The sequence below is a fragment of the Pantoea eucrina genome, assembly GCF_020079945.1.
Classification (GTDB): domain Bacteria; phylum Pseudomonadota; class Gammaproteobacteria; order Enterobacterales; family Enterobacteriaceae; genus Pantoea; species Pantoea eucrina.
Genome location: NZ_CP083448.1, coordinates 3,355,192 through 3,381,967, shown reverse-complemented (window position 1 = coordinate 3,381,967; position 26,776 = coordinate 3,355,192). Strand labels below are relative to the sequence as shown.

At 55.8% G+C, this 26,776-nt stretch carries 25 protein-coding genes; 2 read left to right on the top strand and 23 right to left on the bottom strand.

The genetic code is table 11. The annotated features are described in order from the left end of the window. Positions 1-85 precede the first annotated feature (85 nt). The gene (locus LAC65_RS16075; protein WP_039381469.1) at positions 86-847 is read left to right on the top strand and encodes a 4'-phosphopantetheinyl transferase family protein; all 762 of its coding nucleotides are present in this window, start codon (positions 86-88) and stop codon (positions 845-847) included. Between the two features lie 30 nt (positions 848-877). Here LAC65_RS16075 and LAC65_RS16070 read toward each other — a convergent pair whose 3' ends face one another. Beyond that, complete coding sequence (locus LAC65_RS16070) at positions 878-2,191, bottom strand: NCS2 family permease (RefSeq protein WP_039381465.1); 1,314 nt, start codon at positions 2,189-2,191, stop codon at positions 878-880. Positions 2,192-2,340: 149 nt separating this feature from the next. On the opposite strand from LAC65_RS16070, the gene yieH reads away from it, so the two are divergent. Then, positions 2,341-3,018, top strand: coding sequence for a 6-phosphogluconate phosphatase (yieH, locus tag LAC65_RS16065; RefSeq protein ID WP_039381461.1), 678 nt, complete (start codon positions 2,341-2,343; stop codon positions 3,016-3,018). Positions 3,019-3,161: 143 nt separating this feature from the next. Here the strand turns inward: yieH and LAC65_RS16060 are convergent, their stop codons facing one another. From LAC65_RS16060 to ovoA, 22 genes are all read right to left on the bottom strand, one after another. Then, entirely contained in the window at positions 3,162-4,400 is a 1,239-nt protein-coding gene (locus tag LAC65_RS16060; RefSeq protein WP_039381458.1) for an MFS transporter, read from the bottom strand. 105 nt (positions 4,401-4,505) lie between these two features. Then, complete coding sequence (gene phoU / locus LAC65_RS16055) at positions 4,506-5,240, bottom strand: phosphate signaling complex protein PhoU (RefSeq protein WP_039381456.1); 735 nt, start codon at positions 5,238-5,240, stop codon at positions 4,506-4,508. 14 nt (positions 5,241-5,254) lie between these two features. After that, the gene (pstB, locus tag LAC65_RS16050; protein WP_039381453.1) at positions 5,255-6,028 is read right to left on the bottom strand and encodes a phosphate ABC transporter ATP-binding protein PstB; all 774 of its coding nucleotides are present in this window, start codon (positions 6,026-6,028) and stop codon (positions 5,255-5,257) included. Positions 6,029-6,072: 44 nt separating this feature from the next. Next, positions 6,073-6,960 (bottom strand): phosphate ABC transporter permease PstA, encoded by an 888-nt coding sequence (gene pstA / locus LAC65_RS16045; RefSeq protein ID WP_039381450.1) that lies wholly within the window; start codon positions 6,958-6,960, stop codon positions 6,073-6,075. After that, complete coding sequence (gene pstC / locus LAC65_RS16040; RefSeq protein WP_039381448.1) at positions 6,957-7,919, bottom strand: phosphate ABC transporter permease PstC; 963 nt, start codon at positions 7,917-7,919, stop codon at positions 6,957-6,959. Before pstC ends, pstA begins: the two co-directional genes overlap by 4 nt. A gap of 85 nt (positions 7,920-8,004) precedes the next feature. Continuing rightward, complete coding sequence (gene pstS, locus LAC65_RS16035; RefSeq protein ID WP_039381445.1) at positions 8,005-9,048, bottom strand: phosphate ABC transporter substrate-binding protein PstS; 1,044 nt, start codon at positions 9,046-9,048, stop codon at positions 8,005-8,007. A gap of 172 nt (positions 9,049-9,220) precedes the next feature. After that, entirely contained in the window at positions 9,221-11,050 is a 1,830-nt protein-coding gene (gene glmS / locus LAC65_RS16030; protein ID WP_039381443.1) for a glutamine--fructose-6-phosphate transaminase (isomerizing), read from the bottom strand. Between the two features lie 144 nt (positions 11,051-11,194). Then, entirely contained in the window at positions 11,195-12,565 is a 1,371-nt protein-coding gene (gene glmU / locus LAC65_RS16025; RefSeq protein ID WP_039381439.1) for a bifunctional UDP-N-acetylglucosamine diphosphorylase/glucosamine-1-phosphate N-acetyltransferase GlmU, read from the bottom strand. Between the two features lie 200 nt (positions 12,566-12,765). After that, entirely contained in the window at positions 12,766-13,185 is a 420-nt protein-coding gene (locus LAC65_RS16020) for a F0F1 ATP synthase subunit epsilon (RefSeq protein WP_039381436.1), read from the bottom strand. A gap of 24 nt (positions 13,186-13,209) precedes the next feature. Next, positions 13,210-14,607 (bottom strand): F0F1 ATP synthase subunit beta, encoded by a 1,398-nt coding sequence (gene atpD / locus LAC65_RS16015; protein WP_039381434.1) that lies wholly within the window; start codon positions 14,605-14,607, stop codon positions 13,210-13,212. A 63-nt stretch (positions 14,608-14,670) separates the two neighbouring features. Further along, positions 14,671-15,537, bottom strand: coding sequence for a F0F1 ATP synthase subunit gamma (gene atpG / locus LAC65_RS16010; RefSeq protein WP_039381430.1), 867 nt, complete (start codon positions 15,535-15,537; stop codon positions 14,671-14,673). A gap of 52 nt (positions 15,538-15,589) precedes the next feature. Continuing rightward, entirely contained in the window at positions 15,590-17,131 is a 1,542-nt protein-coding gene (atpA, locus tag LAC65_RS16005; RefSeq protein ID WP_039381427.1) for a F0F1 ATP synthase subunit alpha, read from the bottom strand. A gap of 14 nt (positions 17,132-17,145) precedes the next feature. Continuing rightward, complete coding sequence (gene atpH / locus LAC65_RS16000) at positions 17,146-17,679, bottom strand: F0F1 ATP synthase subunit delta (RefSeq protein ID WP_039381423.1); 534 nt, start codon at positions 17,677-17,679, stop codon at positions 17,146-17,148. A gap of 14 nt (positions 17,680-17,693) precedes the next feature. Continuing rightward, positions 17,694-18,164, bottom strand: coding sequence for a F0F1 ATP synthase subunit B (gene atpF, locus LAC65_RS15995; protein WP_039381418.1), 471 nt, complete (start codon positions 18,162-18,164; stop codon positions 17,694-17,696). Positions 18,165-18,272: 108 nt separating this feature from the next. Next, on the bottom strand, positions 18,273-18,512 hold the full coding sequence (gene atpE, locus LAC65_RS15990; RefSeq protein ID WP_003849523.1) for a F0F1 ATP synthase subunit C: 240 nt from the start codon (positions 18,510-18,512) through the stop codon (positions 18,273-18,275). Positions 18,513-18,560: 48 nt separating this feature from the next. Next, positions 18,561-19,379 (bottom strand): F0F1 ATP synthase subunit A, encoded by an 819-nt coding sequence (gene atpB / locus LAC65_RS15985; RefSeq protein WP_039381416.1) that lies wholly within the window; start codon positions 19,377-19,379, stop codon positions 18,561-18,563. A gap of 8 nt (positions 19,380-19,387) precedes the next feature. Further along, a complete protein-coding gene (atpI, locus tag LAC65_RS15980) occupies positions 19,388-19,768 on the bottom strand; it encodes a F0F1 ATP synthase subunit I (RefSeq protein ID WP_039381414.1) in 381 nt (126 codons plus the stop codon). Between the two features lie 712 nt (positions 19,769-20,480). Next, complete coding sequence (rsmG, locus tag LAC65_RS15975; RefSeq protein ID WP_039381412.1) at positions 20,481-21,098, bottom strand: 16S rRNA (guanine(527)-N(7))-methyltransferase RsmG; 618 nt, start codon at positions 21,096-21,098, stop codon at positions 20,481-20,483. 48 nt (positions 21,099-21,146) lie between these two features. Beyond that, complete coding sequence (gene mnmG, locus LAC65_RS15970; protein ID WP_039381409.1) at positions 21,147-23,036, bottom strand: tRNA uridine-5-carboxymethylaminomethyl(34) synthesis enzyme MnmG; 1,890 nt, start codon at positions 23,034-23,036, stop codon at positions 21,147-21,149. A gap of 439 nt (positions 23,037-23,475) precedes the next feature. Next, positions 23,476-23,916 carry an FMN-binding protein MioC gene (mioC, locus tag LAC65_RS15965; RefSeq protein ID WP_039381406.1) on the bottom strand — a complete coding sequence of 147 codons (441 nt, stop codon included), beginning with the start codon at positions 23,914-23,916 and terminating at the stop codon, positions 23,476-23,478. A 153-nt stretch (positions 23,917-24,069) separates the two neighbouring features. Beyond that, entirely contained in the window at positions 24,070-24,531 is a 462-nt protein-coding gene (gene asnC / locus LAC65_RS15960; RefSeq protein WP_039381403.1) for a transcriptional regulator AsnC, read from the bottom strand. A gap of 104 nt (positions 24,532-24,635) precedes the next feature. After that, positions 24,636-26,774 (bottom strand): 5-histidylcysteine sulfoxide synthase, encoded by a 2,139-nt coding sequence (gene ovoA / locus LAC65_RS15955; RefSeq protein ID WP_039381398.1) that lies wholly within the window; start codon positions 26,772-26,774, stop codon positions 24,636-24,638. Between the last annotated feature and the right edge of the window lie 2 nt (positions 26,775-26,776).

Sequence of the window (26,776 nt, the reverse complement as noted above, 5' to 3'; positions counted from 1 at the left end):
TCTGCCGGGAAAGCCGGATGCAAACATCTAAGAAAATTCTTACAATGCCGCTGATGATTATTCGCCCATTTTCACGGAGCGACAGATGGCTGGTTATTTTGTGCGCTGGACAGGCACCACACCCCTGCCGGTAACGGTTTCACGCATCACCCCGGATGTGCTGGATAGCGCTGCCCGTCTGCCCGACCGGCGGCGCGCGCGTTTTCTTGCTGCCCGCGAGCTGCTGGCGCAGCTGATGCTGCGTATCTACGGAATCGATCGGCTGCCACCGCTGAGCGTCAGCAGCAGCGGACGCCCCTGCTTTGCCGATCCGAACCTGCCTGATTTCAGCATCTCCTATACAGGCAATATTACCGGCGTACTGCTAGCGGAAGAAGGCGGGCGTGCCGGACTGGATATGGAGATTGTCCGCGCGCACAGCCGGCAGACGCAGGAAGCGCTGATGCAGGAACTCTCTTCCGGTGAAAAGGCGTGGATCAATGCACAGCAGGATTTTATGGAAGCGGCCACGCAAATCTGGACGCTACGTCAGAGCGTGCTTAAGCTGACCGGTGAAGCAGATCGGGGCCTCTCTTCGCTGCGTCTGCATCCGGCATCAGGCCGGTTGCGCTCCACGCTATTTCCCGATATTCAGGCGGTCTGTGATGCCGAGCCGACGCTGGTCTGGTCATGCGCCCTTTCACCCGGAACCGGGCATCTGCGACTGTGGGAGATTGACGCGCAGCAGCAGTGGATTGCGCTGCGGGATATTGAAATGAATAAGCCGAACATGGATTCACATACGCTGCGCCTGACCAGTCTGCCCGGCGAACGCCTGGCCGGGCAGCAGGAGATGCGGCAGCACTGAATCGGGTGGCCGCACAGGCCACCTGAAGCGTCAGTGCGCGTCAATAAACGCGATTTTCAGTGCAAACAGCAGCGCAACTATCACCACGCAGGGGCTAATTTCACGCCAGCGTCCGGTGCCCAGCTTCATCACGCAGTAGGCGATAAAGCCCAGCGCGATCCCTTCCGTAATCGAGAAACTAAACGGCATCATCGCCGCGGTGACAAAGGCCGGTACCGCTTCGGTGAGATCGTCCCAGCGTACGCGCGACAGCGATGCCGTCATCAGTACACCGACATAGATCAGCGCGCCCGCCGCCGCATAGCCCGGCACCATCGCCGCCAGCGGCGACAGAAATATTGCCAGCAGGAACAGCAGCCCGGTGATGACCGCCATCAGCCCGGTACGGCCGCCAATGGCAACGCCAGACGAACTCTCAATATAGGCTGTCACCGATGACGTACCCGCCAGCGCACCCGTGACGGAGCTGATGCTGTCCACATACAGCGCCTGCTTCATACGGGGAAAGGTGCCCTTTTCATCGGTCAGACCCGCTTTATCCGTTACGCCAATCAGCGTACCGGAGGAGTCAAACAGATTGACCAGCATAAAGGAGAAGATCACGCCTGCCATACCGATATTGAATGCGCCTTTGATATCCACCGCACCCGCCACCGCAGAGATTGACGGCGGCGGCGCAAAGAAACCGGTGAACCTGACATCTCCCAGCGCAAGCCCGATGCTGGTCGTGATCACAATCGAGACCAGCACCGCCGCGTGAATATTACGCGATGCCAGAATAGCGATAATGAAGAAGCCCAGCGCGCCCAGCAGCACACTGTGCGACGTTAAATCGCCGACGGCCACCAGCGTCTCCGCGTTTGGCACAATAATGCCGGCATTTTTCAGCCCCATCATCGCGATGAACAGGCCGATACCGGCGGTGATCCCGGTGCGCAGGCAGAGCGGAATATTGGCTATCATCCAGTAGCGCACGCGCAGCAACGTCAGGATCAGCAGCCCCAGCGCACCCCAGAAAATGGCGCCCATGCCTATCTGCCAGGAGTAGCCCATTGCACCCACCACCACAAATGCGAAAAAGGCGTTCAGGCCCATCGCGGGTGCCAGCGCAACCGGCAGGTTCGCTATCAGCCCCATCAGGATGCTGCCAAAGGCGGCAATCAGACAGGTAGTGACAAACACCGCCTGGGTATCCATACCGGCAGCGCCGAGGATCTGCGGGTTAACAAAGACGATATAAACCATCGTCAGAAAAGTGGTGAACCCGGCAATCACTTCGGTGCGTACCGTAGTCCCGTGTTCCTGCAGTTTAAACGTGCGCTGCAGCAGGCCCTGAGTCTTCATTTCGCTGTTCCGCTGAAAAATTTATCGCCGCGTATCCTATAGGCTTTATTGCGGTAAAACACGGAATTTTCGCAACCGGTTGCCTGCTGCTGCCTGTGGCAATCCAGGCTAGAGTAAAAGCTGAAGAGTTATCAGAAGGATAGTGGGCGATGACAGTGGAGTGTGTGTTCTTTGATTGTGACGGCACGCTGGTCGACAGCGAAATGATCTGCACGCAGGGCTATGTGAATACGTTTGCGCGCTACGGCATCACGCTGTCGCTGCAGCAAATGTTTGAGCGGTACAAAGGCGTGAAGCTTTACGACATTATTCGCGACATCAGCGAAGAGTATCATCAGGCGCTGCCGGTAGCAGAGGTGGAGCACGCCTATCGTATTGAAGTCGCGCGCCTGTTTGAGCAGGAGCTGCAGCCGATCGGCGGTGCACCGGAGCTGGTGGCGCGGATCCGCGTTCCGGTATGCGTGGTTTCTAACGGACCGGTAAAGAAAATGCAGCATTCGCTGGGTCTTACCGGCATGCTGCCGTGGTTTACCGAGCGCCTGTACAGCGGCTATGACATTCAGGCATGGAAACCCGATCCGCAGCTGATGTTCCACGCCGCAGAGCAGATGCAAGTGCCGATTGAACGCTGCATTCTGGTGGATGATTCCGAAGCGGGCGTTCGCGCCGGCATTGCTGCAGGTATTCCGGTGTTTTACTACTGCGCCGATGCGCATAATCCCGCAATTGATCATCCGCTGGTGACGCGGTTTGATGATATGGCGCAGCTGCCTGCGCTGTGGCAGGCGCGCGGCTGGGCGCTGTTATCAACCAACGAGGTTCTGTAGGGGGCGCCCCTGATATGCGGCGGCATTGCCTGATGAACCGGGGGCAGCGCCTGATACCAGGGCGGCATGAATGCCGCCCTGCAATGCCCCAGAAGAAGTTCGGCAGGGGGCGCATTTATGCGCCCCTGGTGTACGGCGGGCTATCAGCCTATCGCGCCCAGCGAATCCTCATTGCTTTGCTTCTTGGGCAGCAGAAACAGCGTGGCGAAAATATCCAGCAGATAAATCAGCGCCAGCAGCGTAATAGCGGCGGTGAAGGAAATTTGCGTAGCCAGCGCGCCAATCACCAGCGGACCAAAACCGCCGACGCCGCGCCCGAGATTAAACAGTACATTTTGCGCGGTAGCACGCGCCTGCGGCGGAAACGTATCGGAGATCAGCGCGCCATAGCCGCCAATCATGCCGTTAACAAACATGCCCATGATGGCGCCGGTAAACAGCATGACCGTCGGATCGCGCAGCTGCGCATAGACCACCACCATCACCACGGCACCGAACTGGTACAACAGAAAAATTTTCCAGCGCGCGAAGCGATCGGCCAGTACGCCAAACAGCCAGATACCCAGGGTCATGCCCACTACTGTCACCGCGGTCCACAGCCCCGATTTTGTCAGGCTGAAACCAAAGCTGGAGGAGAGATAGCTCGGCATCCAGATCATCAGACCGTAATAACCAAAGTTCTGTACCGAACAGAGGATAAAGATACCCAGGCTCGCTTTACGGGTGGCGCGGTCAGCAAACAGCAGCCTTATGCGGGCGGTAAACGAGAGGGCCGGTACGTTTTTCACCTCTCGTGTGAAGCTCTCCGGCTCTCCCATACTGCGCCGCAGCACGAATGAGAGCAGTGCCGGCAGCATACCCACCAGAAACATGCCGCGCCAGCCAATCACGCTGAGCAGCGGCGGCGTAATAAAGGCGGCCAGCAGCACGCCGAGCTGCCAGCCGATGCCGACCCAGGCCGATGCCCGGTTGCGCTTCTCCTGTGGCCAGGCTTCGGCGATCAGCGCCATACCGATACCAAACTCGCCGCCCAGTCCCACTCCGGCCAGCGTCCGGTACGCCAGCAGATCCCAGTAGCCCTGCGCCACCGCGCACAGGCCGGTAAACAGTGAAAACATCAGTATCGTTACGGTCAGGATACGGATCCGGCCAAAGCGATCGCTGAGGTGACCAAACAGAATACCGCCGATCACTGCACCAATCAGTGTCCAGGTCACCAGCGAGCCCGCCTGAGACGGGTCAAGCACCAGCGATACGCTGATGGCCGGCAGCATAAAACCGAGGATCAGCAGATCAAATCCATCCATGGCGTAGCCGCTGATTGCGGCCAGCATCGCTTTAGCCGGCGTGACGGCAGGTTTAGCAGAGCGGGAAAGGGACATAAAAGAGCACCTGGCGAAAAAAAGTGCGCCAAGTATAAAGAGCGGGCGGCGGAGTGACCAATCAGAAATGGTAATGGCTGCCGCACAGGCAGCCGGAGGAGAGGATCAGGCAGGGCGATTGCTGCCGTCGTCGCCGGAGAGCAGTTCATCCAGCCGGTCACCGCCAACGTGACGGAAATCCTGCCCTTTAACAAAATAGAAGATAATTTCGCAGATGTTCTGACAGCGATCGCCGATACGCTCGATCGCGCGCGCGCAGAACAGGGCGGTCAGCACGCTGGGGATCGTGCGCGGATCTTCCATCATGTAGGTCATCAGCTGGCGCACGATGCCTTCATACTCTTTATCCACTTTTTTATCTTCACGGTAGATGGTGATGGCAGCGCTGAGATCCATGCGCGCAAACGCATCCAGCACGTCATGCAGCATCTGCACCGTATGATGACCCAGCGACTCCAGACTGACCAGCAGCGGCAGATGCTGCTGACCAAACTTCTCCAGCGCGGTGCGGCTGATTTTTTCCGCCACGTCACCAATACGCTCCAGTTCAGAGATCGCTTTGATAATGGCCATTACCAGCCGCAGGTCGCTGGCGGTAGGCTGACGCTTGGCGATAATACGCACGCACGCCTCATCAATCTCTACCTCCATCATATTGACCTTCTGATCGCCTTCAATCACCCGGCGTGCCAGTTCCGCATCCTGATTATGCATGGCGGTAATGGCGTCGGTGAGCTGCTGCTCCACCATGCCGCCCATGATCATCACCTGCGTGCGAATATGCTCCAGCTCGGCATTAAACTGACCGGAGATATGTTTATTAAGATTTAAATTATCCATGAGTCTCTCCTGAATCAGCCGTAACGACCGGTGATGTAATCTTCAGTCTGCTTCTGTGCGGGTTTGGTAAACAGCGTATCGGTGTCGCTGAACTCAATCAGCTCGCCAAGATACATAAACGCCGTATGATCGGAGCAGCGGGCGGCCTGCTGCATATTGTGCGTCACTATCACCACGGTGTAATCCTGCTTAAGCTCGGTGATCAGCTCCTCAATGCGGCCGGTGGAGATCGGGTCCAGCGCCGAGCAGGGCTCATCCAGCAGCAGCACTTCCGGCCGGATAGCGATACCGCGCGCGATGCAGAGACGCTGCTGCTGCCCGCCGGAAAGACTGTAACCACTCTGATGAAGCTTGTCTTTGGTTTCGTTCCACAGCGCGGCTTTGGTCAGCGCCCACTGCACGCGCTCATCCATATCCGCGCGCGACAGCTTCTCAAACAGGCGCACGCCGAAGGCGATATTGTCATAAATTGACATCGGAAACGGCGTTGGCTTCTGAAATACCATGCCGACGCGCGCGCGCAGCAGGGCGATATCCTGGTGCGACGCGAGAATATTGTCGCCATCCAGCAGGATCTCACCTTCTGCGCGCTGCTCCGGGTAGAGCGAATACATTTTATTGAACGTACGCAGCAGCGTGGATTTACCGCAGCCCGACGGGCCGATAAACGCGGTGACCTGATTGCGGGCAATATCCAGGTTGATATCTTTCAGCGCGTGGAACTTACCATAATGAAAGTTCAGATTACGCACCTGGATTTTACCGGCAGAAGGGGTTGCCATACTCATTGCTCATCTCTCTTATACAGCGCCGCCAGAGCCGCGCCGGAAAATTAGTGTTTGCCTTTGGCGAAGATCATGCGGGCAACAATGTTCAGCAGCAGCACGCACAGCGTAATGATCAGCACGCCTGCCCACGCCAGGCTTTGCCATTCGGCAAACGGGCTCATGGCGAACTTGAAGATAGTGACCGGCAGGTTGGCCACCGGCTGCATCATGTCAGTGCTCCAGAACTGGTTGGAGAGCGCGGTAAACAGCAGCGGAGCGGTTTCACCTGCGATACGCGCAATCGCCAGCAGTACGCCGGTAATGATGCCGGAAACAGACGCTTTCAGCGTGATGGCTGAGATCATCTTCCACTTCGGTGTGCCCAGCGCGTATGCCGCTTCGCGCATGCTGTCCGGCACCAGCCGCAGCATATTCTCGGTGGTACGGATCACAATCGGGATCTGCAGCAGCGCCAGCGCCGCAACGCCTGCCCAGCCGGAGAAGTGCTGCATCTGTGATACCACAATGGTGTAGACAAACAGTCCGACCACGATAGAGGGCGCGGAGAGCAGAATGTCGTTGATAAAGCGGATCACCTCTGCCAGCCAGTTCTTACGGCCATACTCCGCCAGCCAGATCCCGGCCATAATGCCCAGCGGCGTACCGAAAAAGGTGGACCAGAAAATCAGCAGGCCGCTGCCCGCCAGCGCATTTGCCAGCCCGCCGCCGGCGGTGTTGGGCGGCGGCGTTGATTCGGTAAACAGCGACCAGCTCAGCCCGTCGATGCCTTTAGTCACCGTGGTGAACAGGATCCAGATCAGCCAGAAGAGGCCAAACGCCATGGTCAGCAGCGACAGCGTCAGGGCGATTTTATTTTTTGTACTGCGCCACGCCTGCATTTTGCGGCGCGAGGCTTCCAGCTCAGTACGGCTCTGCATTTCAATTGCGGTCATGAACGGGCCCCTTCACTTTTTGCCAGCCGCAGGATCATCAGCTTCGAGATCGCCAGGACGATAAAGGTGATCACAAACAGGATCAGACCCAGCTCCATCAGCGCAGCGACATGCACGCCCGATTCCGCTTCAGCAAACTCGTTAGCCAGCGCTGAGGTGATACTGTTGCCAGGCATAAACAGCGAAGCGCTGTCGAGCTGGTAGGTGTTACCGATAATAAAGGTCACCGCCATGGTCTCTCCCAGCGCCCGCCCCAGTCCCAGCATCACGCCACCGATGACGCCGTTTTTGGTAAACGGCAGCACGATACGCCAGATCACTTCCCAGGTTGTGCAGCCGATGCCATACGCGGACTCTTTCATCATCACCGGCGTCTGTTCAAAGACGTCGCGCATTACCGAGGCGATATAAGGAATGATCATAATCGCCAGGATGACGCCTGCGGCCAGGATACCGATACCAAACGCCGGGCCGGAGAACAGCGTGCCGACGATGGGAATGTTAGCGAGGACGTTGCCAACCGGCGTCTGAAAATATTCGGCAAACAGCGGCGCGAAGATAAACAGGCCCCACATGCCATAAACAATGCTCGGGATGGCCGCCAGCAGTTCAATGGCGGTGCCCAGCGGACGACGCAGCCAGCCGGGTGCCAGCTCGGTCAGAAACAGTGCGATCCCGAAGCTTACCGGTACCGCGATGATTAATGCGATCAGTGAGGTCACCAGCGTGCCGTAAATCGGCACCAGTGCGCCAAACTCTTCGTTTGGTGCATCCCAGGTTTTGGTCCAGAGAAAGGCGAAGCCAAACTTCTGAATGCTGGGCCAGGAGGAGACGATCAGGGAGACAATAATGCCACCCAGCAGCAGCAGGACAATCAGCGCAGAGAGTTTAACCAGCGCGCCAAAAATCATGTCGCCTTGCTTACCCGGTGCTTTGAATGCCGGCTTGGTAGCAGCCATAAAATTCTCGGTTCTCAGAGGATATGCAGGGCGACCAGGCGGCCGCCCCCGGGATACTCAGCCAGTAGCCGAGCCTGACAATGGCTTACTGCCAGAGCGCTTTGCCGCTGCTGTCTTTGATATTCGCTTTCCATGCCGCACGGATCTGCGTCACTACGCTCTCCGGCAGCGCTGCGTAATCCAGCGCCGTGGCGGTTTTGCTGCCGCCTTTATAGGCCCAGTCAAAGAACTTCAGCACTTCTGCGCCCTTCTCCGCATTAGCCTGATCTTTGTAAATCAGGATAAAGGTGGTGGAGGCGATCGGCCACGCGTCGTCACCTTTCTGGAACGTCAGGTCCTGAGCAAACGAGCTGCTCCAGTCAGCGCCTTTGGCGGCGTTGGCAAAGCTGCTTTCACTCGGGGCCACCGGCTTGCCATCCGCATCCAGCAGTTTGGTGTAGGTCAGGTTGTTCTGTTTCGCGTAGGCGTATTCGACATAGCCAATTGAACCCGGCAGACGCTGCACGAAAGCGGCCACGCCATCGTTGCCTTTACCGCCAAGGCCTGTTGGCCAGTTAACGGTGTTGCCTTTGCCTATTTTGCTTGCCCAGTCCGTGTTCACTTTGGTCAGATAGCTGGTAAACACAAAGGAGGTACCGGAGCCGTCAGCGCGGCGCACGACGTTGATATTGGTGTCAGGCAGTTTCAGGTTCGGGTTCAGCTTAGCGATCGCCGGATCGTTCCATTTTTTGATGGTGCCGAGGTAGATGTCACCTACGGTTTTGCCATCGAGCGTCAGCTCGCCCGACTTCACACCCGGAATGTTAACGGCCAGCACCACGCCACCGATAACGGTCGGGAACTGGAACAGGCCATTTTTCTGCAGATCTTCCTCTTTCATCGGCGCATCAGAAGCACCGAAATCCACGGTTTTTGCGATGATCTGCTTTACGCCACCCGAAGAGCCGATCCCCTGATAGTTGATTTTGCTACCGGTGGCCTGCTGATACTCTGCTGCCCACTTGGCATAAACCGGGGCCGGGAAGGTCCCGCCAGCGCCGGTCAGATCGGTGGCGGCAAACGCAGAAACTGCGCTGACGGCGAAAGTGGCGGCGAGGATTCGGGCTACGGTGCTACGCATCAGTGTCATGTTCCCTCCGGGGGAGTATAAATCAGGCTTAACGCCGTTTTAGTTGGAGTCAGTGATTGCTGCTGGAGGGAAAATAGGACAGTTTGATGACAGCGAAATGTACGAAATATGACAGTTTTATGACGAGGATAAAAACCGGGCGGGCCCGTTGCAGGCCCGCCCGGCTTAGCGATTACTCAACGGTAACCGATTTTGCCAGGTTACGCGGCTGGTCCACGTCGGTGCCTTTGATCAGCGCCACATGATAAGAGAGCATCTGCAGCGGCACGGTGTAGAAGATAGGGGCAATCACTTCCTCAACATGCGGCAGTGAAATGATTTTCATCCCTTCACTGTCGCTGAAACCCGCATCGCCATCGGCGAAGACATAGAGCAGGCCGCCGCGCGCGCGCACCTCTTCAATGTTGGATTTCAGCTTTTCCAGCAGCTCATTGTTAGGTGCGACCACGATCACCGGCATATCGGCATCGATCAGCGCCAGCGGGCCGTGCTTCAGCTCACCGGCCGCGTAGGCTTCGGCATGAATATAGGAGATCTCTTTGAGCTTAAGCGCGCCTTCCATGGCGATCGGGTACTGATCGCCGCGGCCAAGAAACAGCGCATGATGCTTGTCAGAGAAATCTTCTGCCAGGCTCTCGATGATCTTATCCTGCGCCAGCATCTGCTCAATACGGCTTGGCAGCGCCTGCAGCGCGTGCACAATCTCATGCTCCGTTTCCGGCTTCATGCCGTGCAGACGACCCAGTTTTGCCACCAGCATCAGCAGTACCGTCAGCTGCGTGGTAAAGGCTTTGGTGGAAGCCACGCCAATTTCCGTGCCCGCTTTGGTCATCAGCGCCAGATCGGATTCGCGCACCAGCGAAGAGCCGGCGACGTTACAGATAGCCAGTGAGCCAAGATAACCCAGCTCTTTGGAGAGGCGCAGCGCCGCCAGCGTATCGGCGGTTTCACCCGACTGCGACAGGGTGATCAGCAGGCTGTTTTTGCGAACTGCGGATTTGCGGTAGCGGAATTCAGAGGCGATCTCAACGTCACACGGGATATTCGCCAGTGATTCAAACCAGTAGCGCGATACCATACCGGAGTTGTAGGAGGTGCCGCAGGCGATGATCTGGATATGCTCTACTTTGCTCAGCAGCGACTCTGCATGCTCACCCAGTTCGCGCAGATCGACAATCCCGTCGTGGAAGCGGCCCGCCAGCGTATTTTTGATAGCGTTGGGCTGCTCGTAGATCTCTTTCTGCATATAGTGGCGATAGATACCTTTATCGCCCGCGTCATACTGCGCGTTTGATTCGATCTCCGCGCGCTGGACCTGATGGCCTTCGCGATCGATGATAGTGACTTCACGGCGGGTAACCTCGGCAATATCCCCCTCTTCCAGGTAAATAAAGCGGCGGGTAACCGGCAGCAGCGCCAGCTGATCGGATGCGATAAAGTTCTCGCCCACGCCACGGCCAATCACCAGCGGGCTGCCGGAGCGCGCGGCCACCAGCACCGACGGATCACGGCTGTCCATGATGACCATGCCGTAAGCACCGCGCAGCTGAGGGATCACGCGCAGAATAACCTCACGCAGCGTGCCGCCCTGCTTCTGCTCCCAGTGCACCAGATGCGCCACCACTTCGGTGTCCGTCTCGGAGGCAAAATGGTAGCCACGTTCGATCATTTGCGCGCGCAGCGGCTCATGGTTTTCGATAATGCCGTTATGCACCACGATGATCTGCTCTGAGACGTGCGGATGCGCATTTGCCTCAGAAGGTTCACCGTGCGTGGCCCAGCGGGTGTGGGCAATACCGGTACCGCCAATCAGCGGCTGCTGATCTGCGGCCTCCGCCAGATTAGCCACTTTGCCAACGCGACGCAGACGCGTCACGTGCCCCTGACGATCGACGACCGCCAGACCGGCTGAGTCATAACCGCGATACTCCAGACGACGCAGACCTTCCAGCAGGATCTCTGCAATGTCACGCTGCGCTACTGCTCCAACAATTCCACACATATTCGTTTCCTGACTTCATGGCTTTCGGCCATTGCGTTGTCATCTGACCTGATTTCCGGCTGCGCCGGTTCCCCGAGCCTTGTAGAGAGTGGGGATATCGTTATGGCACTGCTAAACGGGCCGATCTTTGCCGGCCCTTAAAATTTATTTTTTCTTCACCGGGCGCTGCCAGCCCGCTTTCTGCTGCTGTTCTTTGCGGTTGTAGACCAGATCGGCGGCGGTAACATCTTTCATCACCGTAGTACCGGCAGCGATAGTGGCGCCTGTGGCAACAGTGACCGGTGCCACCAGCTGCGTATCCGATCCCACAAAGACGTTATCGCCAATGATGGTTTTAAACTTGTTAGCGCCATCATAGTTGCAGGTAATAGTGCCGGCGCCGATGTTAACGCCCGCCCCTATTTCCGCATCACCCAGGTAGGAAAGATGGCCCGCTTTGGAGCCTTTGCCGAGCGTGGCCTTTTTCATTTCCACAAAGTTGCCGACGTGCGCCTGTTCAGCCAGTTCGCTGCCAGGACGCAGCCGGGCAAACGGCCCGACCGTGCAGGCGGCGGCCAGCGTCGCATCTTCGATGACAGAATAAGGGCTGATCTCACAGTCATCGCCCAGAACGCTGTTTTTGATCACGCAGCCGGCGCCAATTTTTACCCGGTTGCCCAGCGTGACATCACCTTCAATGATGACGCCGATATCAATTTCCACGTCGCGCCCGTGCGCCAGCGTACCACGCAGGTCAAAACGCGCCGGATCGCGCAGCATCACGCCCGCCAGCAGCAGTTTTTCCGCCTGCTCCTGCTGAAAAGTGCGCTCCAGCGTAGCCAGCTGCAGACGATTATTTACACCTTCCGTTTCACTGATACGCGCCGGATGAACGGTATTAATTACGCGGCCTTCCTGATGCGCCATCGCGATGATATCGGTGATATAGAACTCACCCTGTGCGTTATTGTTGTCGAGCTGTGCCAGCCAGCGCCGGAGATCGCCGCCGTTGGCTATCAGGATACCGGTATTGATCTCCTGAATAGCCAGCTGCTCAGGAGACGCATCTTTCTGCTCAATAATGCCGGTCACGGTCATATCTTCGCGCACGATGCGGCCGTAGCCGGTGGGGTTATCCAGCACCACGGTCAGCAGCCCGATGCCGCCTTCAGGTTTCGCCGCGCGCAGCTGCTGCAGCGTTGTCTGCGAGATAAGCGGGACATCGCCATACAGCATCAGAATATCTTCGTCATCCGCAAAGAAGGGCGCCGCCTGCTGCATGGCGTGCCCGGTACCGAGCTGTTCCGCCTGCAGCACCCAGTTCAGGGCGTTGTGCGCCAGCTTCTGCTGCAACAGTTCCCCCCCGTGACCATAGACCAGGTGAACCTGCCGGGCACCAAGCCCGGTGGCGGCATCAATAACATGCTGCACCATGGGTTTACCTGCCAGCGTGTGCAGAACTTTAGGCAGATCGGAATACATACGGGTGCCTTTGCCAGCGGCCAGGATCACCACACTCATTGCGCTTACAGACATAATTTTCCAGACTCAATTTAACTTTCGAAAGTGTAAGGTTTACCCCTGAGATTACTACATTTTTCTCATGGCGAAATTAGACAACCAGAGGAAAACGGAAAGGGGAGCCAGGGAGGGTGCATAACAACGGGTATGCCGGACGCCGCGCAAAAAAAATGCCAGCCCCGGAGGGCTGGCATTTCATGACGCATAAAGCCTGATTACATCGCTTTTTTGGTCAGCTCGATGACACGCAGTTTCGCGATAGCTTTCGCCAGCTCTGCAGAGGCCTGAGCATAGTCCACGTCGCCATGGCTGCTGTTCATGTGCTCTTCTGCTTTACGTTTCGCTTCCAGCGCGCGCGCTTCGTCAAGGTCTTCACCACGAATCGCGGTGTCGGCCAGAACGGTCGTGCTGCCCGGCTGTACTTCCAGCACGCCGCCGGAGAGGTAGATATACTCCTCGTCGCCGTGCTGCTTCACGATGCGAATCATGCCAGGCTTGATGGCGGTCAGCAGCGGGGCGTGGCCCGGGTGGATACCCAGCTCGCCTTCGCTACCTGACACCTGGATACGCTGTACCAGACCGGAGAACATCTGCTGCTCCGCGCTGACCACGTCCAGATGATAAGTCATAGCCATACCATTCCTCCCGGGAAACCGTTATTACAGTTTCTTCGCTTTTTCTACGGCTTCTTCGATAGCGCCGACCATGTAGAACGCCTGCTCTGGCAGGTGGTCAAATTCGCCTTCCATGATGCCTTTGAAACCACGAATGGTATCTTTCAGCGTCACGTATTTGCCCGGAGAACCGGTGAAGACTTCAGCAACGAAGAATGGCTGAGACAGGAAGCGCTGGATCTTACGCGCACGTGCCACCAGCAGTTTATCTTCTTCAGACAGCTCGTCCATACCGAGGATGGCGATGATGTCTTTCAGCTCCTGGTAACGCTGCAGCAGTGACTGTACGCCACGTGCGACGTCATAGTGCTCCTGACCCACGATCAGTGGATCCAGCTGACGGCTGGTAGAGTCCAGCGGGTCAACGGCCGGGTAGATACCCAGAGAGGCGATCTGACGGCTCAGCGTAACCGTTGAGTCTAAGTGAGCAAAGGTGGTTGCCGGAGACGGGTCAGTCAGGTCATCCGCAGGAACGTAAACGGCCTGTACGGAGGTGATTGAACCCGTCTTGGTGGAGGTAATACGCTCCTGCAGCACACCCATCTCTTCAGCCAGCGTTGGCTGATAACCTACCGCAGATGGCATACGACCCAGCAGTGCAGATACTTCAGTACCTGCCAGGGTATAACGGTAGATGTTGTCGATGAACAGCAGAACGTCACGACCTTCATCACGGAATTTTTCCGCCATGGTCAGACCGGTCAGTGCTACGCGCAGACGGTTACCCGGCGGCTCGTTCATCTGGCCATACACCAGCGCTACTTTATCGATAACGTTGGAGTCAGTCATTTCATGGTAGAAGTCGTTACCCTCACGAGTACGCTCACCAACACCAGCAAAGACCGAATAACCTGAGTGCTCAGCCGCGATGTTACGGATCAGCTCCATCATGTTTACGGTTTTACCTACGCCCGCACCACCGAACAGACCGACTTTACCGCCCTTAGCGAACGGACACATCAGGTCGATAACCTTGATGCCGGTTTCCAGCAGTTCCTGCGAGTTTGACTGCTCTTCATAAGAAGGCGCGGCGCGGTGAATAGAGGAGACCTCTACTGCGCTGCCATCTTCTTCTGTCAGGTCGCCTTTCATGTCGATAGGCTCGCCCAGCACGTTCATGATACGGCCAAGGGTCGCTTTACCAACCGGAACCTGAATAGGTTTTTTCAGATCGATTACTTCCAGACCGCGCTTCAGGCCGTCAGAAGAACCCATGGCGATAGTACGTACTACGCCACCACCCAGCTGCTGCTGAACTTCCAGCACCAGACGAGTATCACCATTCTTAACCTCGAGAGCGCTGTATACCTGTGGTACCGCGTCCTGAGGGAATTCGACGTCAACTACGGCGCCGATAATCTGGACAATCTTTCCAGCTGCCATCTTGAATCCTCTACCTAATACGAGAATATCCGGCCGCGCTCGGGCGACAGGATATATGCCTGGTTAAACCGCGGAGGCTCCCGAGACGATCTCGGTAAGTTCCTGGGTGATGCTGGCCTGACGAGCTTTGTTGTAGACCAACTGCAGCTCTTTGATCAGGTTTCCGCCGTTATCGGTTGCGGCTTTCATCGCTACCATACGCGCGGCCTGCTCACTGGCCAGGTTTTCCACCACACCCTGATAAACCTGCGATTCGACATAACGACGCAGCAGCGTATCGAGCAGCGCCTTCGGATCGGGTTCGTACAGGTAATCCCAGGTCTTCGCCTTCATCTCTTCTTCACCTTCCGCTGGCGGTAACGGCAGCAGTTGGGTAATGGTCGGAGTCTGAGACATGGTGTTGTTAAACTTGTTGCTGACGATATACAGCTTGTCGATACGGCCTTCATCGTAGGCCTGCAGCATGACTTTTACCGGACCGATCAAATCGGACAGCGCAGGCTTATCGCCCATGCCGGTAACCTGAGCCACGACGTTGCCACCGACTGAGCCGAAGAATGAAACGCCTTTTGAACCGACAATCGCCAGATCGCTCTGAACGCCTTTGTCTGCCCAGCCTTTCATTTCAGCCAGCAATTTTTTGAACAGGTTAATGTTCAAACCACCACAAAGCCCGCGGTCAGTCGAAACGACCAGGTAGCCGACGCGCTTAACGTCGCGCTCATCCAGGTAAGGGTGCTTGTATTCCAGATTGCCCAGTGCAAGGTGACCAATCACTTTGCGCATGGTATCTGCATACGGACGGCTGGCCGCCATGCGTTCCTGCGTTTTACGCATTTTGGAGGCGGCGACCATTTCCATCGCTTTGGTGATCTTCTGCGTATTTTTTACGCTTCCGATCTTGGTACGTATTTCTTTTGCGCCGGCCATTAGCTTCTCCTCAAAGCCTTGCGGCCTGTCTTTTCAGACAAGCCGCCAGACATTACCAGGACTGGGTTGCTTTAAACGTTTCGAGCAGGCCTTTCAGCTTCGCTTCGATATCGTTGTTGTAGTTACCCGCCTGGTTGATTTCAGCCATCAGCTCAGCGTGTTCGCGATCGGCGTACGCCAGCAGAGCGGCTTCAAAGCTGCCGATTTTCGCCAGTTCAACGTCGTTCAGGAAGCCGCGCTCAGCAGCAAACAGCACCAGACCCTGCTGCGCAACGGACATTGGCGCATACTGTTTCTGTTTCAGCAGCTCGGTCACTTTCTGACCGTGGCTCAGCTGTTTACGCGTTGCATCATCCAGATCGGATGCGAACTGAGAGAACGCTGCCAGTTCACGATACTGTGCCAGCGCGGTACGAATACCACCAGACAGTTTCTTGATGATCTTGGTCTGTGCAGCACCACCAACACGGGATACGGAGATACCCGGGTTAACGGCTGGACGGATACCGGAGTTGAACAGGTTCGACTCCAGGAAGATCTGACCATCAGTGATCGAGATAACGTTGGTCGGAACGAACGCAGAAACGTCACCAGCCTGGGTTTCAATGATTGGCAGCGCGGTCAGAGAACCGGTCTGGCCTTTCACAGCACCGTTGGTGAAACGCTCAACGTAGTCAGCGCTTACGCGTGATGCACGCTCCAGCAGACGAGAGTGGAGATAGAACACGTCGCCCGGGAATGCTTCACGGCCTGGTGGGCGGCGCAGCAGCAGGGAGATCTGACGGTAAGCGATAGCCTGCTTAGAGAGGTCATCGTAAACGATCAGCGCATCTTCACCGCGGTCGCGGAAGTATTCGCCCATGGCACAGCCAGCGTATGGAGACAGGTACTGCAGCGCAGCAGACTCCGATGCAGAAGCCACAACCACGATGGTGTTAGCCAGCGCGCCGTGCTCTTCCAGCTTGCGAACCACGTTAGAGATGGTTGACGCTTTCTGACCAATCGCAACGTAGACACACTTGATGCCTGAATCACGCTGGTTGATGATGGCGTCAATAGCCATTGCAGTCTTACCGGTCTGACGGTCACCGATGATCAGCTCACGCTGGCCACGGCCGATTGGAATCATCGCATCGACAGATTTGTAACCAGTCTGAACAGGCTGGTCAACAGACTGACGATCGATAACGCCTGGTGCAATCATTTCAACCGGCGAGAAGCCGTCGTTGTCGATTGCACCTTTACCGTCGATAGGTGCACCCAGGGTGTTCACCACGCGACCCAGCAGGCCACGGCCAACCGGTACTTCCAGAATACGACCGGTGCACTTAACCTTCATGCCTTCGGCAAGGTCAGCGTACGGGCCCATAACGACCGCACCAACCGAGTCGCGCTCGAGGTTCAGTGCGATAGCGTAACGGTTGCCCGGCAGGGCAATCATTTCACCCTGCATAACATCGGCCAGGCCGTGTACGCGGATGATACCGTCACTTACAGAAACAATAGTACCTTCGTTGTGAGCTTCACTCACGACATTGAACTGAGCAATGCGCTGCTTGATCAGTTCGCTGATTTCGGTGGAATTCAGTTGCATATGCTCCAGTCCCCTTAAGACTGCAAGACGTCTGCCAGACGGTCAAGACGGCCGCGCACGCTGCCATCAATCACCAGGTCACCCGCACGGATAACCACACCTGCCAATACAGACTTATCAATTTTGCAATTCAGCTTAACTTTGCGTGACAGACGTTTTTCCATCGCGGTGCTGATTTTGGTCAGCTGGCTGTCACTCAGCGCACTGGCGGAGATTACATCAACTTCGGCTGTCGCTTCATAAGCGTCACGCAGTTGAATAAATTGCTCCAGTACGTCTGGAAGCGCTGTCAAACGTCCGTTCTCCGCCATAACCTTGATCAGGTTCTGAGCGTGTTCATCAAGTTGATCACCACAGACTGCATTGAAAGAGGCAGATAACGCTTCAGGTGCTAAGGCACCGGAGAGTACTTCTGCCATCTGTTCGTTGCGAGCCACTTCTGCGGCAAACGCCAGCATGGTCTGCCAGCGTTCGATACTTTGATGCTCAACAGCAAAGTCAAAAGCTGCTTTGGCGTAGGGGCGAGCTACAGTAATCAGATCAGACATCAGCCCCTCCCTCCTTACAGTTCAGCGACCAGTTTATCAACGATGTCGCTGTTAGCAGCTTCATCCACGGAACGTTCGATGATTTTCTCGGCGCCAGCTAATGCCAGCAACGCGACCTGTTTACGCAGCTCTTCACGTGCACGTGAGCGCTCGGCTTCAATTTCTGCCTGCGCCTGAGTGACGATGCGGTTACGTTCAGTTTCAGCTTCAGTTTTGGCTTCGTCCAGAATCTGGGCACGGCGTTTGTTCGCCTGCTCGATAATGACCTGAGCTTCTTCCTTCGCTTTTTTCAGCTGGTCGGTCGCATTGGCCTGCGCGAGATCCAAATCTTTCTTCGCGCGTTCAGCAGAAGCAAGGCCTTCAGCAATTTCTTTCTGGCGCTTTTCGATGGCAGCCATGATCGGTGGCCATACGTACTTCATGCAGAACGCGACAAACAGGATGAACGCGATGGCCTGGCCGAGGATTGTTGCGTTAATGTTCACAGCACAATGCCTCTTATTAAGTTAACGTGCTCTGCCGCTATCATTGATAAACGGCAGAATCTGTTCCTCATCACACCAGGTGCCATGAGTGAACAATGGCTACAGGCTTTAGGCGACAGCAAACATCACGTAGAGACCCAGACCAACAGCGATCATCGGGATTGCATCCACCAGACCCATTACAACAAAGAACTGCGTACGCAGCAGAGGGATCAGATCCGGCTGACGCGCTGCGCCTTCCAGGAATTTACCTCCGAGGATGCCGATACCGATCGCAGCACCGATTGCCGCCAGACCCATCATCACAGCGGCAGCCATGTACAGCAGATCCATATTCAGGTTTTCCATGACAGTCTCCAGTTTGTTTCAGTTATGCTTAAGTTGTTGAGAAAAAAATCAATGTTCTTCAGATGCCATCGACAGATAGACAATCGTGAGGACCATGAAAATGAAAGCCTGCAGCGAAATAATCAGGATGTGGAAAATGGCCCATGGCACATTCAGCACCCACTGCGACCACCACGGCAGCAGACCGGCAATCAGGATAAAGATCAGCTCACCCGCATACATGTTGCCGAACAGTCGCAGACCGAGTGAAACCGGTTTTGACAGCAGGCTGACACCTTCAAGAATCAGGTTGATGGGGATGAAGATCGGGTGATTAAAAGGCTGCAGAGTCAGCTCTTTAGCAAAGCCGCCTACCCCTTTCATTTTGATGCTGTAGAACAGAATCAAAATAAATACGCCCAGCGCCATAGATAGCGTGATGTTCACGTCTGCTGACGGCACGACGCGCAGCGCCGGCAGGCCCAGATAGTGCTCACCAATAAACGGCAGCAAATCAATAGGCAGCAGATCCATGAAGTTCATCAGGAAGACCCAGACAAAAATTGTCAGAGCCAGCGGGGCGATAACTTTACTTTTACCGTGGTACATGTCGCGAACGTTGCTATCAACAAAGCCGACAACCAGCTCGATAGCCGCCTGCATTTTCCCTGGCACGCCGCTGGTGACGCTTTTCGCCACGCTGCGGAACAGCACAAGGAATAATACTCCCAGTGCAACAGAGAAAAACATGGAGTCCAGGTTTAACGTCCAGAATGTTGCTGGCGCGTCGTGTGCATTCACCAGCTCGAAAGTACGCAGGTCCATCTGAAGATGCGTCAGATGATGTCCTATGTATTCCTGCGGCGTTGAGATTTCTCCTGCGGCCATGATGCCTCTTACCCTTTGTTGTTAATTACAGCCGGTGCGACGATTTGCACCACCAGCACCGATAACCAGGTGATTGCGAGTGGCCAGAAGACCGCTCCGAACCCACCCAACGCCACAGCGAGAAAAATAACGGTGGCGAACACCTTAAGAACTTCACCCAGGGCGAAACTCCAGGCGACACGCCCTTTAGCCGGTGTTTGATCCTGCAGACGCCAGGCTAAAAACGTGAACAGTATGTTTGGCAGCCAGGCTGCCACACCACCCGCAATAGCAGAGGCGCCCCAGGTGACATCTTTCAGGGCAAACAGCGCACCGATTACGACAAACGTCACCAGCTGGACAACCAGAACGGCTCGGGCTAATTTCACACTGTAAAGAGACACTGACATGACGCTTAACTCTCCTGCCCCGAACGGGGTATGTCGCGTGTCGTATAAGACTGCCTTTGCCGTTTTGAGTCAAGCAGCAAAAGCCGTGCAAATTATACGGGCCGCACCTGCGATTTCAATCGCTAAGTAGCGAAAAGGTGAACAATTATTTAAATTTCTTTCTGAAGGGCTATTTTTCCAAAGATTCATAACCCGGAAAGCCATCAGCGACGTTGCCGTTTTCTGGCTAAAGCGTGATATAAAGCGTGCTGCAGATCACATAATAAACAACCAGACGCTGAAAAATTTACCAGAATGCATAATCCGCACTAATAATCAGGGCATGTTAACCATTTAAAATCATGGTGTTATAAATTTAAATCTGCTTCAGCTCACTCTTTTCCGATAAAAACATCCGGTTGACACTGCGGAAAGAATTAAAATCGAAATAATAATATTACGCCCGCCGATTTATTGCCGCGTCATATTTCCCTGCGTGATAATCGAAAGCAAAAAACAGCACTTATCATGTGACATTAGTGGCAATAAAATGTGAATTAATCGTTAAATGTAACAACGCTTTTCGGATAATTACGGCGAAGGATGTTAACGCCTTTCCCCTCCCCTGCCGAATAAAAGCGTTTGTCACCGCGCGTTCAACCGCTGTTTTTTTATTCAGCCCTGACGATAGTTCCGGTGCCAGAAGCTGAATAAAACCCTGCTTTTTGCAGGCTTATTGCTGCGAAATCACCACAAGATGACGCTCGCCTTCCAGTTCCGGAACGTGCAGGGCTTCAATTTTTTCTACGCTAAAGCCTGCTGGCAGCGAAGCGATCTCCTCATCCGGACGCACGCCTTTCAGCGCATAAAAGCGTCCATGAGTTCCGGGCAATGCGCGGCACCAGGTCAGCATATCTTCCAGCGAGGCAAATGCCCGGCTGATGACACCATCAAACGGTGGATCTGCCGGGAACTCTTCAACCCGGCTCTGGACCGGAGTAATGTTAGTGAGTCCTAACTCATGCTGTACCTGACGCAGAAAACGAACCCGCTTACCCAGGCTGTCCAGCAGCGTAAAATGCGCCTGCGGACGGACAATGGCCAGAGGAATGCCCGGCAGTCCTGGTCCGGTCCCTACATCAATAAAGCGCTCCCCCTGCAGATGCGGCTCTACCACCACGCTGTCGAGGATATGGCGTACCAGCATTTGATGCGGATCGCGCACTGAGGTCAGGTTATACGCTTTGTTCCACTTATGCAGCAGCTCCACATAGCCAACCAGCTGCTGTTTTTGTTGATCGGAGAGCGAAATATTTGCTGCGTCAAGCAGCCGGGAGAGTTTGTTAATCACAGCGAGGTTTCCGTTAACAGGGGCAGTCGAAGCTGCCCCGGTGGTCAGTCAGGCGCTTTTACGCAGCAGACCCTGTTTTTTGAGATAGATCAGCAGAATTGAGACCGCAGCTGGCGTGATGCCGGAAATACGCGATGCCTGGCCAATAGAGGTCGGCTTATGGTCGTTGAGCTTGGCGATCACTTCGTTTGACAGGCCATTAACCTGACGGTAATCGAGATCGACAGGCAGCAGCGTGTTCTCATTGCGCAACTGGCGATCTATCTCCTCCTGCTGACGCGCAATATAACCCTCATATTTAACCTGAATTTCAACCTGCTCGGCTGCCTGTTCATCAGGCAGTGCCGGACCATAGTCCGCCAGCGTCATCAGTCGGGCATAGGTTATCTCCGGACGACGCAGCAGATCCTCTGCGCTGGCTTCTTTTGTCAGCGGTGCGCTGATGATGCTGTTTACGTCAGCCACATTCTCTGACTTCGGATGCACCCACAGGCTGCGCAGACGCTGGCGCTCCTGCTCAATCGCCTCCAGCTTCTGGTTATAGCGCGTCCAGCGCGCATCATCGACCAGTCCCAGCTCACGGCCCGTTTCAGTCAGACGCAGATCGGCATTATCTTCGCGCAGCATCAGACGATACTCAGCGCGGGAGGTAAACATGCGGTATGGCTCTTTGGTACCCAGCGTGCAGAGGTCGTCGACCAGCACGCCGAGATAAGCCTGATCGCGGCGCGGTGCCCAGCCCTCTTTGTCCGCAGACTGCCGTGCAGCGTTAAGGCCAGCCAGCAGTCCCTGGGCTGCCGCTTCTTCATAACCGGTGGTGCCGTTGATCTGGCCGGCAAAGAAGAGACCGTGGATAAACTTGCTCTCCAGCGTGGGTTTCAGATCGCGCGGATCGAAGAAATCGTACTCGATAGCATAGCCAGGGCGCACAATGGTGGCGTTCTCCAGCCCTTTCATTGAACGGACAATCTGCATCTGTACATCAAAAGGCAGACTGGTTGAAATTCCGTTCGGGTAAATTTCATTGCTGGTCAGCCCTTCCGGCTCCAGGAAGATCTGGTGGGCGTTGCGATCGGCAAAGCGCATCACTTTATCTTCGATAGATGGGCAGTAACGCGGACCAATCCCCTCAATGACGCCCGCATACATCGGGCTGCGATCGAGATTATTACGGATCACATCATGCGTCTGTTCGTTGGTATAGGTGATCCAGCAGGGAACCTGCTGCGGATGCTGTGCCACGCTGCCCATAAACGAGAACACCGGCATCGGCGTATCACCGTGCTGTGGCGTCAGTACAGAGAAATCGATCGAACGCGCGTCAATGCGCGGTGGCGTACCGGTCTTGAGACGGTTGACGCGCAGCGGCAGCGCCCGCAGCCGTTTTGCCAGCGGAACAGAAGGCGGATCGCCGGCGCGTCCACCGCTGTAATTATCAAGACCGATATGAATTTTGCCATCGAGGAAGGTGCCAACGGTCAGCACCACGGTTTTAGCCCGGAATTTCAGTCCCATCTGCGTGACGGCACCTACCACCCGATCGTTTTCGACGATCAGATCGTCAACCGCCTGCTGGAAGATCATCAGGTTGGGCTGGTTCTCCAGCGCGGTGCGTACCGCCTGGCGGTACAGTACACGGTCTGCCTGAGCACGCGTAGCGCGCACCGCCGGACCTTTGCTGGCGTTTAGTATCCTAAACTGGATACCTGCCTGATCGATTGCCGTGGCCATCAGGCCGCCGAGGGCGTCCACTTCCTTTACCAGGTGTCCTTTCCCGATACCACCGATTGCCGGATTGCAGGACATCTGTCCCAGCGTGTCGATGTTATGCGTGAGTAACAGCGTCTGCTGACCCATTCGGGCGGCCGCCATAGCGGCTTCGGTACCCGCATGACCACCACCGATTACGATGACGTCAAAAGGATCTGGATAAAACATGAAGTGGGTCCTCGTTAAAGTTCAGACAGGGATCGTTGCCCTGGGCGGTGGATTCTACTGAAATTATGGTTCAGGCGAAAGCGGCGGATCCTGCGTGTTTATAGAAAGGATCTTTACTCTTTTATATGATCTTCTTGTTAGATCTCTTATTAGGATCGCCGGTTTCTGTGGATAACGTGGCAAACCCGTTATTTTACATCAGCCTGGGAAGGATCGTTTGCTGTGAAAGATCGGTGATCCTGATCCAAATAAGCTGGGATCAACTTTGCTGGTTATCCACAGATGAAAAAAGCATCAGCGGTTATTCTTGGGATAACTACCGGTTATACGCATGATTCAGGCTGGTTTATCCACAGGAGATCGGAAGGATCCGGAAGAAATACAGTGTAATCGTCTGGGGATCGTCACTATTTCCCGATCCCCTGCCGGTTATGATCCGTCAGATCTGCTCAATCCAGCCAGCGACCCAGGCTTCAGCGGCATCTTCCGGTATTTCATGCTCAAGCATGTCGATTTCCAGCCGTTCCCCGATGCGCGTTGCGCCCAGCGCGATCAGCTGAGCCTCCAGGGTTTTTATTGCGCCACAGAAAAGATCGTATTCGCGGTTGCCGATGCCTGCTGCGCCAAAGCGCACGGCGGAAAGATCGGGCTTTTCAGTCTGCAGCGCCTCATAAAAGGGCAGCAGATTGTCCGGCAATTCACCGGCGCCGTGTGTGGACGTTACCACCAGCCAGATACCCGAATCAGGCACCTCATCAAGCGCCGGGCCGTGCAGTACGCTGGTTTTGAAGCCCGCATCCTGCAGCTTCTCTTCTAAATGTTCTGCGACATATTCGGCACTGCCAAGGGTACTGCCGGTGATTAAGGTAATATCAGCCATGATCGTCTCCCGCACTAAAGGCAGGCATTGTACGCTGTGATCAAGCCGTGATCCACCTGTGGAAAACAGGGTTAATAAAAGAAAGCATCCGCCGACAGACCGGATACCGCGCCGGATCGCTGCTGCATAACTTTATGCACAGGCTGGTGCGGTTCAGGGCTTGATGGTACGCATGATCGGGTTTTGCAGCGAGATCAGCGTCTCAGTGGACTGGATCTCATCAATAGTCTGGATCTTGTTGATCAGCACCTGCTGCAGCGCATCGATAGATCGGCACATGACCTTAATAAAGATGCTGTAGTGACCGGTGGTATACCAGGCTTCAACCACCTCATCCAGCGCTTCAAGCTTGCTGAGCGCTGCCGGATAGTCTCGTGCGCTCTTCAGAATGATGCCAATAAAGCAGCAAACATCGAATCCCAGCTGGCGTGGATCGATTTCCACGCGCGTACCGAGAATAATGCCGGCCTGACGCATTTTCTCAACGCGGACATGAATAGTGCCGGGGCTAACATTGAACTGCTTTGCCAGCTCTGCGTAAGCCGTGCGGGCGTTCTCCAGCAGCGCATTGAGTATGCCGCGGTCGAGATTATCCAGTTGCAGATGTTCTGCCATCATCCTTCCTCTTAAATTCGTCTTCGCTGAACAGAGGTGAATGTGCAGGAATTTAGCGGGGCAGGCAAGATGCAGACTGCGGGCATGCCGCAGTCTGCACGCTTTTAGCGCTTACGCCAGAGCGTAAGCTGCGCCTGAGTATGCTGAAACTTGCGTGCGGTTTCGCGGATCACAAAGGGAACATCCTGCGGCGGCGCGATTTCATCAAACTCGTCGCGCAGAAGGCGCTGCAGTGCCTGGCAGGTGGTCAGCGCTTCGCCGTTTTCACGGATACCGCCCAGCCAGTTCTCTTTCGGCGTGAACTCCTCAAGCCAGGTGTAAGGTGAAGAGATCGCCAGCACGCCGCCCTGACGGATCATCGGTGCGATATCCTGCAGGAAACGCTTTGGCTGACGCAGACGATCAATCAGATTGGCGGCCAGCACCAGATCGTACCGATCCGGCTGCGGCTTCAGGTTGCAGGCGTCACCCTGAACGAATTGGATCCGCTCCGCCTGCTGCCGGTCCGTGCCGATCTCCTTCAGGCGCACCTGGCGATACGCCACCAGCTCGCCCTCCTCCGGTACCACGTAGCGGAAATCCTCACCGGAGGTGAGCTGCAGCGCCACGTCGATAAAGCGTGCGGAGTAGTCCATGCCGGTAACGGCAGCAAAGTGACGCGCCAGAGCAAAGCTGGCGCGACCGGTGGCACAGCCGATATCCAGCGCATGCTCGCGCTGATGGCAGTGCGGCAGCACCAGCTCAATCAGTTTTTCGGCATAATTTTCCACTCCGTAGTAGCCAGGCCCGTACTGGAAATCGAGATACTGCGACACCATGCCGTCGGTTTCATATGGGTTAAGCTGCATACTCTCCTGATGCGCTGACACCACGTAACGGAAGCCGGCATGCTGGAAAAAGTGGCGGCGAAACGCGTAGCGCGACGATTTTAACGCCTCATTACCGGTTGAGATCCAGCTGCCGCCTTTGATGATGGCATGCTTGCCGTCAAAGGTAGGCGTGGAAAAATCGTCATACAGCGGATGTACGCGAAATCCTTCAAAGCCATTGATGGGCGTGGTGGTCCACTGCCAGACGTTCCCCACCAGATCAAAGAACGCGCCCTGGGAAAAATGATCCACCGGACAGGAGGAGGCCCAGTACGCGAGATTGATATTACCGGGTGCCTGCTCCCAGTCTGGCTGATCGCCGCTGACCTGTTCGCGCAGCAGCATATATTCCGCCTCACATGGCAGCTGAATTGTCTTACCGCTTTTGTCTGCCAGCCAGCGGCAGAAGGCGGCCGCTTCCAGCTGATTAACTTCAGCCGGCCAGTCCCACGGCATCGGGACTTCCTGCGTCATCAGGCGCAGGCGCAGCGCGTCAGGTTGGGTGATATCACCGACCCAGAAAGCAGGCATCTGCGCCCCGGCAAATGTCCGCCAGCCCTCTCCCTCTTCATCCCACCAGCGCGCCGTCTGATAGCCACCGGCAGCGACAAACTGATAAAACTCCGCGTTGCTGACCAGCATTTTGCTGGCCTGGAAGGGGCCGAGCTCGGTTTTCTGATGGCCATACTCATTGTCCCAGCCATAAGTCTCATCCGTTTTTCCCTGCAGCACCGATCCACCCGCCAGCGCAATCAGACTGTTTTCCGGCACCGCGGCGCGATCGTGACGCGCCAGCGGGCAGGCAGGCCAGACGGGCTGCGGCTGCACCCACTCCAGCGGCAGCTGGCGGATCAGCACGCTGGAGGTTTCCAGATGGATGCGCTCATGCTCAATGCCCATCAGGATCACCCAGGCCGGACTCTCCCAGCCGATCGGCAGCTCAAGCGGCATCGTACAGATAAAATCAGTCACCAGCGCTTTCACTTTGCCGCGGTAGTCGCGCACTTCTGCCACACCGGGCCAGTCGTAGTGGGCGTCATTGAGATCGTCCCAGCTCATCTCATCCACACCAATCGCCATCATCGCCTCAATGCGCGCGTCAACACGCCGATCGAGATAGCGTCCAGCCATCAGCTTGTTGATATAGAAAGATGCGGTATGGCCAAAATAGAAAATCAGCGGATGGCGCAGCGAAATCGCTTTATTAAACCAGGCGCGCTCATCGCTCAGGCAGTCGAACAGGCTTTCATACAGCGTCCAGGTCTGAGTGAAATAGGCGAGCAGTTCGGCGCGTTTCTCTTCAGCGGTGCCACCGGAAAGGCGCAGGGTGCGGGTCGGAGCAGGCAGCTGGCAGGGCAGATCGGCGATTGTCACAG

What these genes read in the sequence shown, in the direction of transcription:
- LAC65_RS16075 (WP_039381469.1), top strand. Translation starts at nt 86, where the DNA reads ATGGCTGGTTATTTTGTGCGCTGGACAGGCACCACACCCCTGCCGGTA.
- LAC65_RS16070 (WP_039381465.1), bottom strand. Translation starts at nt 2,191, where the DNA reads ATGAAGACTCAGGGCCTGCTGCAGCGCACGTTTAAACTGCAGGAACAC.
- yieH (WP_039381461.1), top strand. Translation starts at nt 2,341, where the DNA reads ATGACAGTGGAGTGTGTGTTCTTTGATTGTGACGGCACGCTGGTCGAC.
- LAC65_RS16060 (WP_039381458.1), bottom strand. Translation starts at nt 4,400, where the DNA reads ATGTCCCTTTCCCGCTCTGCTAAACCTGCCGTCACGCCGGCTAAAGCG.
- phoU (WP_039381456.1), bottom strand. Translation starts at nt 5,240, where the DNA reads ATGGATAATTTAAATCTTAATAAACATATCTCCGGTCAGTTTAATGCC.
- pstB (WP_039381453.1), bottom strand. Translation starts at nt 6,028, where the DNA reads ATGAGTATGGCAACCCCTTCTGCCGGTAAAATCCAGGTGCGTAATCTG.
- pstA (WP_039381450.1), bottom strand. Translation starts at nt 6,960, where the DNA reads ATGACCGCAATTGAAATGCAGAGCCGTACTGAGCTGGAAGCCTCGCGC.
- pstC (WP_039381448.1), bottom strand. Translation starts at nt 7,919, where the DNA reads ATGGCTGCTACCAAGCCGGCATTCAAAGCACCGGGTAAGCAAGGCGAC.
- pstS (WP_039381445.1), bottom strand. Translation starts at nt 9,048, where the DNA reads ATGACACTGATGCGTAGCACCGTAGCCCGAATCCTCGCCGCCACTTTC.
- glmS (WP_039381443.1), bottom strand. Translation starts at nt 11,050, where the DNA reads ATGTGTGGAATTGTTGGAGCAGTAGCGCAGCGTGACATTGCAGAGATC.
- glmU (WP_039381439.1), bottom strand. Translation starts at nt 12,565, where the DNA reads ATGTCTGTAAGCGCAATGAGTGTGGTGATCCTGGCCGCTGGCAAAGGC.
- LAC65_RS16020 (WP_039381436.1), bottom strand. Translation starts at nt 13,185, where the DNA reads ATGGCTATGACTTATCATCTGGACGTGGTCAGCGCGGAGCAGCAGATG.
- atpD (WP_039381434.1), bottom strand. Translation starts at nt 14,607, where the DNA reads ATGGCAGCTGGAAAGATTGTCCAGATTATCGGCGCCGTAGTTGACGTC.
- atpG (WP_039381430.1), bottom strand. Translation starts at nt 15,537, where the DNA reads ATGGCCGGCGCAAAAGAAATACGTACCAAGATCGGAAGCGTAAAAAAT.
- atpA (WP_039381427.1), bottom strand. Translation starts at nt 17,131, where the DNA reads ATGCAACTGAATTCCACCGAAATCAGCGAACTGATCAAGCAGCGCATT.
- atpH (WP_039381423.1), bottom strand. Translation starts at nt 17,679, where the DNA reads ATGTCTGATCTGATTACTGTAGCTCGCCCCTACGCCAAAGCAGCTTTT.
- atpE (WP_003849523.1), bottom strand. Translation starts at nt 18,512, where the DNA reads ATGGAAAACCTGAATATGGATCTGCTGTACATGGCTGCCGCTGTGATG.
- atpB (WP_039381416.1), bottom strand. Translation starts at nt 19,379, where the DNA reads ATGGCCGCAGGAGAAATCTCAACGCCGCAGGAATACATAGGACATCAT.
- atpI (WP_039381414.1), bottom strand. Translation starts at nt 19,768, where the DNA reads ATGTCAGTGTCTCTTTACAGTGTGAAATTAGCCCGAGCCGTTCTGGTT.
- mnmG (WP_039381409.1), bottom strand. Translation starts at nt 23,036, where the DNA reads ATGTTTTATCCAGATCCTTTTGACGTCATCGTAATCGGTGGTGGTCAT.
- mioC (WP_039381406.1), bottom strand. Translation starts at nt 23,916, where the DNA reads ATGGCTGATATTACCTTAATCACCGGCAGTACCCTTGGCAGTGCCGAA.
- asnC (WP_039381403.1), bottom strand. Translation starts at nt 24,531, where the DNA reads ATGGCAGAACATCTGCAACTGGATAATCTCGACCGCGGCATACTCAAT.